Raw genomic sequence first — 12930 nt, 5'->3', positions numbered from 1 at the left:
AAAAAATAATGGAAAATAATAAAAAACTATCAGTAGATACAATTCATATGAAATTGAAGGATGGAACGGTCATTATAAAATTGCGTCCAGATCTTGCACCATTGGCAGCGGAACGTTTGGTCGCGTTGACTGAAAGTGGATTTTACGATAATACCCCTTTCCATCGTGTTATAGAGGGTTTTATGGCTCAGGGAGGCGATCCAAGTGGTACAGGTACCAAAGGGAGTGACTTGCCAGATTTGCCCGCTGAGTTCACAAAAAAAGAGGGTTTTCGTCGTGGTACAATAGGCATGGCACGTACAATGGATCCAAACAGTGCCAACAGTCAGTTTTTTATCATGTTTGAAGAGGCGCCGCATTTGAATGGTCAATATACAATTGTTGGCGAAGTTATCGAGGGAATGGAATATGTAGATCAGATTAAAAGGGGAACCGGGGCAAATGGTATGGTTCAAGATCCGGACCGTATTGTTCGAATGATTACAGTTTCATAACTAAATTTTTTAAAGAAAATGAAAAATAGTGGTTGACTTCTTCGCGAATAACCACTATTTCAATGCTCACACCGCAAGAAAACAGCGGACTTTCTAAGAGCCGGTAGCTCAGTTGGTAGAGCATTCGACTTTTAATCGAATGGTCGAGGGTTCGAATCCCTCCCGGCTCACCATCAAAGAATGATGGATATCAAATCCCCTTATAATTCAGTATTTTAAACGTATGTAAATATAATACAAATATATGTTTATGACGTTGTCAATATTTTCACAACAATTTCAAAAAAAATTTTAAATTAATTTTTTAACGTAGATAAATAGATAATTTCTTTAATATGATATAATTTTTTGTATTATATTATTTTCTTTTTGAAAAAAGAAATAATAGTTAAAAAAGTATATTTTTTCTAGTTTTTGTAAGGCTTAATGCATCCAGATTTGTAAAGTTTGGATTGATCTGCCTCTTGCAGTATGATAAATTGGTAACAATTATTTGATAGTGCTTCAGTCGAGTTCTTTTTTCTTTCTTGAGGTACATATTAAAAAAATTGATAGCAAAAGTATTGGATATAATTTTTGCAAATAAATAGTTAAATCATTATCAGGAGAAATTCATTGGTATACACTGTTGGTCAATATCTTGCCACACGGCTTGCCCAACTTGGGTTAAACCATGTTTTTGCAGTAGCGGGTGATTATAACCTTATACTATTAGATGAACTGGAAAAAGTTTCAGAATTAAAACAGGTTTATTGCAGCAATGAGCTTAATTGTGGATTTGCAGCCGAAGGGTATGCTCGTTCACGTGGACTGGGAGCTGCCGTTGTAACTTTTAGTGTTGGTGCATTTAGTGCATTTAACGCTGTTGGTGGTGCTGCAGCTGAGAATTTGCCTTTAATCTTGATTTCTGGTGCACCTAATAACAATGATTATGGCAGCGGACACATTTTACACCATACAACGGGTCATTATGACTATTCATATCAGCTTGAAATGGCCAAATATATCACGGTTGCGGCTGTCTCAATAACACATGCCGATACAGCGCCAGCTTTGATTGACCATGCAATTCGTCAGGCTTTATATCATCAGAAACCTGTATATATCGAATTATCTTGTAATATTGTTAATTTGCCTTGTGCAAGACCGGGACCAATTACCAGTCTGACCTATGAAAAAAGTAGTGATGTTGATTCATTGGAGGCTGCAGCAAAAGCTTGTCTGGAAAAAATCAACAATGCCAAAAATCCTGTTATTGTAGTTGGCAATAAAACACGCGCTGCAGCTGCAGAGAAAGAAGTGATTGCATTGGCCAAACATTTAGGATGTCCTGTGGCCACTATGGCGCATGCGAAAAGTTTCTTCCCTGAGGAAGATCCTCATTATATTGGAACTTTCTGGGGTGAAATCAGTTCACCTGGTGTCGAGGAATATGTCAAGAATTCCGATTGTCGTATTTATGTTGGCGCGGTATTCAACGATTATTCAACGGTTGGATGGACTTCCCATTTATACGATGAGGATAAGGATATTCTATTTTCTCCGCATCATTTACGTGCAGCAAAAACAGAATTCAGCGGTTTCAAACTAAAAAACATTCTAAAACACATCACACCTCTTATCAAAAAGAATTCAACTGCGTTGGAATCTTTCAAAGCTAAGCATCATGCTGAAAAAGCTGCTGTTGCTGCAGAAGGTAAAGCACCTTTAACAACAGTTGAACTGACCCGTCAAATTCAAGGAATTATTGACAATAATACAACGATTTTCCTTGAAACAGGGGATTCATGGTTTCATGGTATGCATTACAGGCTTCCTAATGGAGCTCGTGTTGAATCAGAAATGCAATGGGGACATATTGGCTGGTCTGTTCCGGCAATTTTTGGTTATGCAGTCAGTGCCCCTGAACGTCGAAATATTGTGATGGTCGGTGATGGTTCATTTCAATTGACAGCTCAAGAAGTTGCTCAAATGATTCGTCATAATTTGAACGTCATTATTATCTTGATCAATAACCAGGGTTATACGATTGAGGTCAAAATTCATGACGGTCCTTACAATCGTGTTAAAAATTGGGATTACGCGAATATCATCAACACGTTTAATGCTGAAGATGGTCATGGACTTGGTTTGAAAGCTAAAAATGGCGCAGAATTGGCTGATGCGATGAAAACAGCGCTTAATCATAAACAAGGTCCGGTTTTAATCGAGGTTGCTATTGATCCTCAAGATTGTTCTCCTGATCTTGTTGTTTGGGGCAAGAAAGTTGCCAAGGCGAATTCAAGACCACCACGTGAAAAAAAATAAAATCATCAAATAATTTAGTATAAAACCTTTTCATGATTGTTTAATGAAAAGGTTTTCTTGTTTAGATATTTACCTAAAAAGTTCGTCCACAGGCTTGTTAAGATAAACCGGTAAAACTTCCTGTGGGGTTCCATCCATTTTCAAAAATCCCTGTTCCAACCATATGATCCGATTGCACCATTTTATAAGAATTTGCGGCGAATGAGTTGAAATAATTAAAATTTGTGATTTTTTTACGATATTTTCCAATCTGTGCGTGGCTTTGAGCATAAATCCTTCATCACCTGTCATGAACCATTCGTCCATTAATAGGATTTGTGGATCAATTGCAGTGATGAGACCAAAACCCAATCGCAAATTCATGCCAGAACTGTAGGTTTTTACCGGTAAGTCAATGTAGGGTCCTAATTCAGAGAATTCAATGACCTTTTCTTCGATTTCATTCATCTGCTTATGGGGAACACCATCAATATAACATCTTAATCGTATATTTTCTCTTCCTGTTAATTCAGGATTCATTCCAACTGATGGATCTAATAATGAGCTAATATGACCTTCAATACGAAGATGACCGCTTACCGGTTCATAAATTCCTGACATCGTACGTAAAAGAGTTGTTTTTCCGGCACCATTTGTACCGATCAAACCTACTCTTTCTCCACCTTTAATGCTAAAGCTTATATCGCGTAAGCTTTGAACATAAATTTTTCTATGTTTGTCTTCGCTAAGACGTCCAGAAAGGAAAATATTGGTGATTTTTCGTAAATTACGCATATTTTCATGATATAAAGGAAAAGATATATAAAGATTTTTTACGGTAATACTGGGCATGATATCTAAATCCAGTAGGGAATGCGAAAACGTGTTTTACTGAAAATGGAAATTGCGGTTACCCATAATATCAGGCTGTAAATAATCGCAGCAAACCAGATAGATGAAGACACATATTCTCCAAGAATGGGTGCGCGTACAATTTCAAACAGAGGGTAAAGTGGATCCAGAAGCATATAGTTTTTGTTGAAATGAATGAAATTAATCTTCCAGATAATGGGAGTTATAAAAAACAAAGCTTGCATTATACTGGCTATAATAGGTGGAACATCTTTGAATCTGGTGCCTAGAATACCGATCAATAAACAAATAGCCAAACTATCCAGTGTCCATAATATACCAGAGGGAATTAAAAGATATAGTGTATAGGGCACGACCTTTAGAATGCAGAAGACAATTACAATGACTAATAGGTTATGGATAAGGATTAGGAAATTACTGATGATACTTCGCCATGCATATACGCTGTAGGGTAGACGTGTGGATAAAATCAATTTCTCAGAATTGGTAAATATTGTGCAGCTATCAATTGTTAAAGTGCTTATAAAAGTCCATAAAACCACGGAAAGGGAAACATAGGGAAGATATTCATGAATATTAATGTGTAAAAGATATGCATAAAGAAAACCAATAGTCGCAATTTTGCTTCCCATTATAATGGTGATCCAAAAAGGCCCCAGAATTGATCCCCGATAGCGTAATTTAATATCTGTCCAACCCAATTTACAATTTAACCTCCATTTCACAAATCCTTCCAGAATATCTAAAATGGCAAGTTTGATATTTTGTGAAAACTTTACAGGGCCAAGATCAAGGATCGGTTCTTTTGGTAAAATCTGATTATCATTTGACATTGCAAAGTCCATATATTTATTGGCGATTAAATAATAAATAAAATTAAAATATAGTGTTTAAAATTGCTTTTCAAACAAAAAAACAGCATTGATCGGTTTCAAAATAATTGCATCAATACTTTATAATACTTTTTATTTATGAATATATTTAATGATTATTTATAATAATTGTTAATATTGTAACAATAATAATATAAATTTAATTTAAAATAATTTCTACATTATTTGATTTGATCAGTTCTCGAAAATATTATCATAAATTAATAGGTTATTTAGATAACGTGTCGTATAAATAAAAAAGTGAATAATTTTCAGTTATTAAAATATGTTGATCAAATGAAAAATATATCTATGCATGAAGTCAAAGATGCTGTCCTTGTTGGTGCTGGCATTGTAAGCTCTACGTTGGGCACATTATTAAAAGAATTTAATCCTGATTATAAAATTACCATTTTAGAAAGATGTTCCGAAGGTGGCGATGAAAGTTCAGCGGCATGGAATAATGCGGGAACAGGTCATGCTGGTTTATGCGAATTGAATTACACTCCCTTTATTAAGGGGGAGGAAATAAATTTAACCCGCGCAATTGTCACGAATTCCAGATTTGAGACTTCACGCTTGTTTTGGAGCTATTTGGTCGAGCAAGGGAAATTTACAACGGTTCGGGATTTTATAAATCCAGTACCTCATTGCAGTTTTGTTTATGGGGCTGATAATGTTGCATTTTTAAAGCATCGATATGATAAAATTCGTGAATTTGCAGGATTTGCAAAAATGGAATTCACTGAAGATCATCAAAAAGTTAAGGAATGGGCGCCGCTGGTTGGTAATGGTCGAAATGCAAGTGAAAAAATTGCATTGACACGTGTGAAGGGTGGTACAGATGTAAATTATGGTGCCTTGACACGTAAATTATTGGCACAACTTGAAAAATATGATGACGTTTCCATTCAATATGATGAGCAGGTTGTTGATATAAAACGGGTTAATGGTGTTTGGGAAATAAAATATAAAAATCGGATAAGTGGTTACGAAAATATTGTTTTATCAAAATTCGTTTTTATAGGTGCAGGTGGCGCAGCGCTATTATTATTACAGAAATCCGGCATACCTGAGGGACGTGGGCTGGGTGGATTCCCAGTAAGCGGTCAATGGTTACGATGTGATAATCCCACGATTGTAGAACAGCACCATGCCAAGGTTTACAGCCTATCCATGGAAGGATTGCCTACTGTTGTGGCACCGCATTTGGATACACGTGTCATTGATGGTAATAAATCAATCCTATTTGGTCCATTTGCCGGATTTACAACTAAATTTCTAAAAAAGGGTTCATATTTTGATTTCCTTTCATCGGTTCGTTTGGAAAATATTGAACCTTTATTATCTGTGGCGATACATAATATTGACTTTATTCGATATCTTATTCGCCAGAGTACACAAACGATGGACGACCGTATTAATGCTTTACTCCGTTTCTATCCCCAGGCAAAAAAATCAGATTGGAAACTTCAGGTTGCTGGACAGCGTGTTCAAATTATCAAAAGAGATCCATATGGTAAACCAATCCTGCAAATGGGTACCGAGGTTATAACATCCAGTGATAAATCCCTTGCCGCTTTACTGGGTGCCTCTCCTGGTGCCTCTGTATCAGTTTCAATTATGGTGAACCTGATTAAAAAATGTTTTCCTGAGCAAGTCCAGGGAAAATGGGCCAAGAAATTGCATGAAATATTCCCTGCTGAAGAACAGGAACTTCAAAAAGATGCGGGAATTTATAACAAATTGCATGATTTTTCTGATAAAGCGTTACAATTAACTTAAGATTTTATCTGAATAGTTTTAAATACCCATTTAAAATGGGTATTTTTATTTCAAATCTTTGATAAGTCGATCAAAATTATTATTTCCTTTGTTTACTCTTTCTTGCATTTTTGAAATAATTTTGCATGTCGCATATTGACGCCATAAATTACAAAGAAAGAATCCAAATACTCCTATAAAAACACCAATTGCTACGTAGAGCATGTTATCTTGGGGCAAAAGACCCATAATCCAGCTGCTTAATGCACCAAGAATAAATTGAATGGTTCCCAATAATGCGGACGCACTTCCTATTTTTCTTCCATGTAGGGTAAAGGCAAATATGGTACAATTAGGAAAAATAAATCCTAGGCATCCCATGATTATTACAATTGGAGAACAAACCAATATAATGCCTAGACAATTATGAGGTAGTGGTAAAAAGCAAAGAATAATAAACAGGATTGAAACGATAAATGCTACATTTACCGCACAGTTTGTTAAAAAGCTTGGTTTAAATTTGTTGATTAAAATACCATTGAACTGATTACAACCGGCAATTACAGCGGAATTGATACCAAACCAAAGTGCTAGCTGCAATTTAGAAAAATGCATAACATTACTCAATATATCAGGTGTACCGCTCAAATAGGCAAATATCATGAAAAGTCCAAAACTGGTTATCAAAGTGTTTGAACTAAAGACAGGCTCTTGAACAATGCGAATATATCGCCATAAAATTGATCGGATAGAGGATTGAATGCGGTATTTAATGGGTAAAGTGTCAGGAAGCATTATTATTACTGAAACAGTGCCCAAAAAGCCGTAGATTGTCATTATCCAGAATAGGACACGCCAAGGAAATTTGGCAACAATAAGACCACCAAGTGTTGGCGCTGCAATAGGAACAATCGCACCAACCAATGCCAGTTGTGCCATTATTTTAATGCCTCTCTTTCCGGTGGCAATATCCCTTACCATGGCTCGAGGAACAACCATGGCGGTTGAACCTCCTAGCGATGAAAGAAGGCGGCATAAGCAAAAAAGATAAAAATTTGAAAAGATTGCACAACCTGCCGAACCTAAAGTGAAAAGTAACATGCCTAAAAATAGAGGAGCCCGACGTCCGTATCGGTCAGATATCGGACCAGATGTAAATTGACCAATGGCTAAGCCGATAAACCATACCGTTAAAGTGATCTGGGCTGCACCATTGCCATAACCTGCCAAATCTTGACTGATCTGAGGAAAGGCGGGAAGATACATATCTGTTGCAAGGGGACCAATCGCAGTCAACAGGCCAAGTATGACTATAATCCACCAGGATAAATCTATAGTGTTTAGGTTATCTTGTTTCAATTTATTCATAGTTTCGTATTTAAATTTATTTTATGTTAGTAAATAGATTATTAATGAATTAATTCAATATAAATTAAATGTTATGTATAAAATATCGGTTTAATCAGGCTGATGATTTTACCATTTACACCTTACGGATTTTTTGTGCATATGATGGAATAAAAGATAAAAACATCTGAATTTATATTTTTAGATCATCAAGAATCTTGTTCAGCATTCGTAAATAATAATTTCCAAAAAGAATGTTATGAATAATCAAAGGGAATATTTGATAAATTGCCAAACGTTTTTGCCATCCTTTCTCAAGAAGATTATAAGATTGATAAAAAATGTCATAAGGATTACCAAAAAGGTTTAACATGGCAATATCAACTTCATTATGGCCATAATAACAGGCTGGGTCAATTAAATAGGGTTGATTGTAATGGGCAAGGATATTACCGGTCCACAAATCTCCATGAAGGAGGCTGGCTATAGGATGATCAGGCAAAAAGTCATCAAGTTTGATAACAAGATGTTCTATTTTTTTTGCAGTTGTTACGGGTAAATGGGACAGGTAACATGCCAAACGCCATTCACCCCAAAATTTTACCCAACTAGATGAAGGTGTATTGATAACATTGATTGTTCCAAAAGCATAATTGTCCTCCCAGCCATAATTGGAGTTATGGATGTTATGAAGTTTGGTTAACATTTTTCCAAGATTGGACCATGTTTCCAAGGAAAAAGAATTTGTTTCCTTAATTCTTTCCAAAATTAAAATTTCTGAATTGGCAAGAATGACTTTTGGAACATCAATGCCATTACTTGCAAGAAATTTAAGCATTTTTCCCTCACTTTGAGGAGATGCACCATTTTTGATCACATAATTTTTCTTGTTTTTTGTTATGATATGGAATGTTTCGGAAACATCACCCTGGGTTAAGGGTTGTGCTTGTTCTATCTTGTCATTAAGATATTTTTCCGCAATAGAAATGAGGGCAGAGGGAGGGTAAATATTCATGATATTTGCTGTTCAAAATAATTTGCTAGATTTTGACAAGCCTCGTTTATTTGAGACCATGTTCGTGAAAAAGCATCTTGATTTTTGTAATAGGGATCTGAAATTTCTTCATTCTGATGATTGGGAATATAATCAAGCAATAATTTTATTTTACTATCTGTATCATATGGTGCCAATTTTTTTAATTGAACGATATTTTTATGATCCATACCAATTATATGTGTAAAATCATGAAAATCCTGTAGCTGAATTTGCCTTCCAAGATAATGGCGAATGTCTATTCCATGTTTTATGACCTCATGTATGGTACGCGGATCTGGGGGTTGATCAATATGCCACGCTCCTAATCCAGCAGAATCAACAGAAACTGGCAATTTCCTTTTTTTGACTTCTAGACTGAAAGCAGCTTCAGCCATGGGGGAACGACAAATATTACCCAAACAGACAAACAATACTGAATATAAAGTCATAGAAAACTCAATGTTATGATAATAAATTATTGAGAAATATATTGATTTCGCAAATCTATTTTTATGTTAAAATACTTTTGCTATCATGACAATGCTAAGCTTCATAAGTTTTTTAACTGTTTTAATAAGCAAATTTGGTAATTTATGCAAACTAATATATAGTAACTGCTATAATTATGATGATTCATATATCAGTCTATTATAATTTATTTTATGTTAGTTATTTTTTCATATAGAATATGGATTTTGCTAACTTAATTATTTAAAATAACAAAAATTTTGAATGGTTTAAATCAAGGGGATGATAGGTGCCTGCTGGTGAAATTGTTGATCCAACCAAAAATCCAGTAAATCGTTTGTGGCGTTTTTTTCTGCGAATTGGTATTCCCGTGCTTGGGGTTATTTTGGTTTCTTTTGTCGTGGTTGGGGTAACCCTTCATTCTTATCACACGACAAAAGCTGGGATTTCAAAATTATCACATGTGATTTTGCGGACCGAACAATCTAGGATTTCCGAAGAAATATTGTCTTATCTCAATCCAGCCACCAAGGGTGGGGGATTGGCGGTTGATATGTTAAGTCATATTCCATCCGAATATAAATGGGGAATGTTTTATAGTTATGCGATGAGCAGTTTACATCGTACGAAACAGGCTGAATCTTTTTATTTGGCTGATAGTGATGGTCGTTTCAATATGGTTGAACGTGTTCCTGATCATCCTGACCAAGTAAGGGTTGTAACATTGGAGCCAGATCAAAAAGGTGGACGTTTTTTAGAGGAATATCACATTTTTGACAGTAAAAAGGTTATTAAAACACGTTATATGCCAGCCAACGCCTATGATCCTCGTTTACGTGCGTGGTATCATACAGCAGTTGAAAATAATAAATTGACTTGGTCATCACCTGTTTTGATGCCAACAAAAAAAGGCTTGGCGGTGACGGCATCTATACCTTTTGTGGATAAAGATGGAAAAAAAAATGTTTTTGCAATGAATATCTCCTTGCAAGAATTGACGAAATTTTTGGCTTCCATAAAATTGAGCAATAATGCGCGGATCATAATCATTGACAATACTGGTCATATTATTGCCTCTCCTAATCTATTGACCTATTTTGTTGGAAATGAATGGAATCCCCAAGATTCAAAAATCAATCCTGCGGTAAATCCCGTGATAGCTAGAGCATATGATCAATTTCAGATCCAAGGTTCTGGTATTCATTCCTTTAAAATGGAAAAAAAACCTGATCTTGGTCAGGGACAGGATCAGAAAAAAAATTCAAAAAATATTATTGATAAACAGAAACAAGTCGCTGGCAATTATATTTGCGTAACTTCCAGATTACCTGATTCAATACAGAAATGGGTTATCATGATTGTTATACCAGAAAAAGATTTTTCTGGTTTTGTAGCTTCAGGTGCAAAGCAGAATCTGCTTTTTTCCTTGTTGGTTGTTGCATTGGCCGCATCAATGGCGGGATTACTGATTTATCAGGGACATCGTATGGATAAACTTGGTCTGCGTTTCCAGCATATTCAAAATGTGGTTGAACAGGAAAGTGACGCTATAGAGATGGTAGCCTCAACGCCGGAAGTTTTTGACCCGAGAAATGAAGCGCTTATTCTTACCGAAAAACTTTGCAAGCTGGTTTCTGCACATCGAGTCAGTATTTGGCATTTTTCAACTGATCATAAATCCTTGATTTGCAATGATATATATGATCGGACAGAAGATAATCATGCTGGTGGATATGAATATTCTATTTCGGAATTACCCAATTTTTTTGAATTGCTTGAGGCAGGTGAAACAGTTGTTGTGGACAATGCTGAACATGATCAGAGAACGGCTGAATTATATCGACTGTTTATGAACTCTGTTTCTACTCGATCGCTGATGATTACCCCTGTTTTAGGTAAAAATGGAACAATAGGGGCAATTCTGGTTGAGGATACGCCTTATCTTTATAATATAAATCATATCACAAAAATTTTTGCTGGGCTGGTTACAATGCGTTTTGTTGCGGCCCAAGTTGAATTTGATCAGATTGGCAAACACCAAAGACTACACTATGAAAATGGTAAAGTTTCTTCTCAGAAAGAATTTTTGAAAAAAACGGTCGAAGATGATTTGGAAAATACGGAAAAAGATATTAATCATGATTATCTGATAGATCCGGGTCAGTTTTCAAAAAATAAAATTGATTTTGGTCAATTTGATAAACAAGGCGAACAAACCATATATCCTGCTGTTGCGATGATGGATATTTCATTTAGTGGGTTTTTGTCTTCTGATATTCAACATACGGTGGAATTAATCAAACCTGTCAAAAATTTAGTCATTGTATTGGAGAAAATCGCACAGAAATATGGTATTTTCTACGTAAGAATTATGGGTGGTCATCTGATTGCTGTGACGGGATGTTCAAAGGAGCCAGATATTACCGCCCCGATCAGATTGGCTCAAGCGGCAATAGATATGCGAGAGGCCTGTCTGGAGATTATCCCCCATAAATATACAAGTTCTACATTTGGGATTGGAATAGATGTTGGTCCAGCAATCGGGTCCTGGTTTGGCAAGGACGCAAAAACTTTTGCATTATGGGGGCCCGTGGTCGGAATGTCTTCATTGATGGCACAAATGGCCAAAGATGATGCAACGATTCAAGTGACACAAGAAGCCTATGCGGCTTTAAGAAACGATTTCCTGTTCAGATCAAGAGGAAATTTCTTTATTCCTGATATGGGTGTTGCTGATATATTTATTCTTGCTGGCAGACGATGAACGATTATCAAAATAATAATGACCAGTATGCCAAAAGGGAGAGTGCTCCCAGATCGGATAAACAGGTCGAAACGATTTTATCGAGCTTGAATGATAATGGTATTCATGATGTTGATCGATATATGGAAACCATTCGTATTCGTGAAGCTGAACAGGGACAAACATTATATGAACGTTTGAAAACTGTAGAACCGGGTTTCTTTTCGATTTTCAGAAAAATCGGAATTGTTATTTTTTGGTACATGCAGCCTGTTCTGAATGTAATTGGTTCAGCAACACGCAGTTATTTTCGGTTTCTTTTGTCTGTTCTGGCAGTTTCATGGGGAGTGCTGGTTGAAAGCATCTCTCCTCTAACATGGCGCAGGACAGTAAAGTATGAATTCAAAAGAATGGTAGGGTTGGCCATTGGCGGTGGATTTTTCAGCACTTTCTTTACGGCTAGTCTTGCGGGTTTGGCTGTGGTTTCTCAAGCGATTTTATGGCTTGGCGCAGCAGGATTAACCAAAATGACTGGACCCATCCTGGTTACAGTTCTGGTTCGAGAACTGGCCCCGGTGCTGGTGGGAATGATTTTATTAGGAAGAAATGGCATTCTGACCGTAACGGAATGCAGTTTACTAGCAATGGGTGGACAGCTTAAATTTTTTACGTCTATGGGAATAGATGCTTTTATAACCATTGTAGTGCCAAGAGCCTGGGCTTTTACTATTGCCAGTTTTACCCTGGGAATGGTTTTTGGTATTATCTCGTTATTCATGGGGTATCTGGTAACTTATTTTATGGGGACAATGCATGATTCCATTTGGATGTTCTACAGTAATATCCTCGCCGCAATGACGGGATGGGATTATATTCTGGTACCCTCAAAATTTATCGTTATGGGTTTTTTGATTGGTGTTGGTTCTTGTATCACTGGTATGAATGTCAAAGTTACAGATGATCCTGCAACGTTATTGCCCAAAGGTTTTACGCGCGGTATTTTGCTCATCATGGTGGTTAATATTTTATTTACAATAGGATTTTAGT

General features: G+C 36.2%; 10 protein-coding genes and 1 tRNA gene. 6 read left to right on the top strand and 5 right to left on the bottom strand.

The window, feature by feature from the left end; translation table 11 throughout:
* The first annotated feature begins 8 nt into the window (after window positions 1-8).
* The 3 genes from H3R33_RS04685 (at window position 9) to H3R33_RS04675 (ending at window position 2801) form a co-directional block, all read left to right on the top strand.
* The gene (locus H3R33_RS04685) at window positions 9-494 is read left to right on the top strand and encodes a peptidylprolyl isomerase (RefSeq protein ID WP_232342133.1); all 486 of its coding nucleotides are present in this window, start codon (window positions 9-11) and stop codon (window positions 492-494) included.
* Window positions 495-591: 97 nt separating this feature from the next.
* Window positions 592-667, top strand: a tRNA-Lys gene (locus H3R33_RS04680).
* A gap of 442 nt (window positions 668-1109) precedes the next feature.
* Window positions 1110-2801, top strand: a complete 1692-nt coding sequence (locus tag H3R33_RS04675) for an alpha-keto acid decarboxylase family protein (RefSeq protein WP_198184865.1) — start codon at window positions 1110-1112, stop codon at window positions 2799-2801.
* 69 nt (window positions 2802-2870) lie between these two features.
* On the opposite strand, the gene H3R33_RS04670 is transcribed toward H3R33_RS04675, so the two are convergent.
* Complete coding sequence (locus tag H3R33_RS04670) at window positions 2871-3632, bottom strand: ABC transporter ATP-binding protein (protein WP_198184866.1); 762 nt, start codon at window positions 3630-3632, stop codon at window positions 2871-2873.
* A gap of 5 nt (window positions 3633-3637) precedes the next feature.
* Window positions 3638-4486, bottom strand: a complete 849-nt coding sequence (locus H3R33_RS04665) for an ABC transporter permease (RefSeq protein ID WP_198184867.1) — start codon at window positions 4484-4486, stop codon at window positions 3638-3640.
* A gap of 336 nt (window positions 4487-4822) precedes the next feature.
* Here H3R33_RS04665 and mqo point away from each other — a divergent pair, with 336 nt between their 5' ends.
* Window positions 4823-6310 (top strand): malate dehydrogenase (quinone), encoded by a 1488-nt coding sequence (mqo, locus tag H3R33_RS04660; RefSeq protein WP_198184868.1) that lies wholly within the window; start codon window positions 4823-4825, stop codon window positions 6308-6310.
* A 45-nt stretch (window positions 6311-6355) separates the two neighbouring features.
* Here mqo and H3R33_RS04655 read toward each other — a convergent pair whose 3' ends face one another.
* The 3 genes from H3R33_RS04655 to H3R33_RS04645 all read right to left on the bottom strand — a co-directional run bounded on the left by H3R33_RS04655 (window position 6356) and on the right by H3R33_RS04645 (window position 9121).
* On the bottom strand, window positions 6356-7657 hold the full coding sequence (locus H3R33_RS04655; RefSeq protein WP_198184869.1) for a multidrug effflux MFS transporter: 1302 nt from the start codon (window positions 7655-7657) through the stop codon (window positions 6356-6358).
* A 172-nt stretch (window positions 7658-7829) separates the two neighbouring features.
* The gene (locus H3R33_RS04650) at window positions 7830-8651 is read right to left on the bottom strand and encodes a fructosamine kinase family protein (protein ID WP_198184870.1); all 822 of its coding nucleotides are present in this window, start codon (window positions 8649-8651) and stop codon (window positions 7830-7832) included.
* Window positions 8648-9121 (bottom strand): low molecular weight protein-tyrosine-phosphatase, encoded by a 474-nt coding sequence (locus H3R33_RS04645; protein ID WP_198184871.1) that lies wholly within the window; start codon window positions 9119-9121, stop codon window positions 8648-8650. Before H3R33_RS04645 ends, H3R33_RS04650 begins: the two co-directional genes overlap by 4 nt.
* A 308-nt stretch (window positions 9122-9429) precedes the next feature.
* Between H3R33_RS04645 and H3R33_RS04640 the strand changes: the two genes are divergently transcribed.
* Both H3R33_RS04640 and H3R33_RS04635 read left to right on the top strand, forming a co-directional pair.
* Window positions 9430-11904, top strand: coding sequence for an adenylate/guanylate cyclase domain-containing protein (locus H3R33_RS04640; RefSeq protein ID WP_198184872.1), 2475 nt, complete (start codon window positions 9430-9432; stop codon window positions 11902-11904).
* Window positions 11901-12929 (top strand): ABC transporter permease, encoded by a 1029-nt coding sequence (locus H3R33_RS04635; RefSeq protein ID WP_198184873.1) that lies wholly within the window; start codon window positions 11901-11903, stop codon window positions 12927-12929. The genes H3R33_RS04640 and H3R33_RS04635 overlap by 4 nt, the downstream gene beginning before the upstream one ends.
* The last annotated feature ends 1 nt before the right edge of the window (window position 12930 follow it).

The organism is Commensalibacter sp. B14384M2 (genome assembly GCF_016101865.1).
Classification (GTDB): domain Bacteria; phylum Pseudomonadota; class Alphaproteobacteria; order Acetobacterales; family Acetobacteraceae; genus Commensalibacter; species Commensalibacter melissae.
Note: the sequence above shows the minus strand (reverse complement) of the source record. Positions and strands in the feature narration are given on the sequence as shown.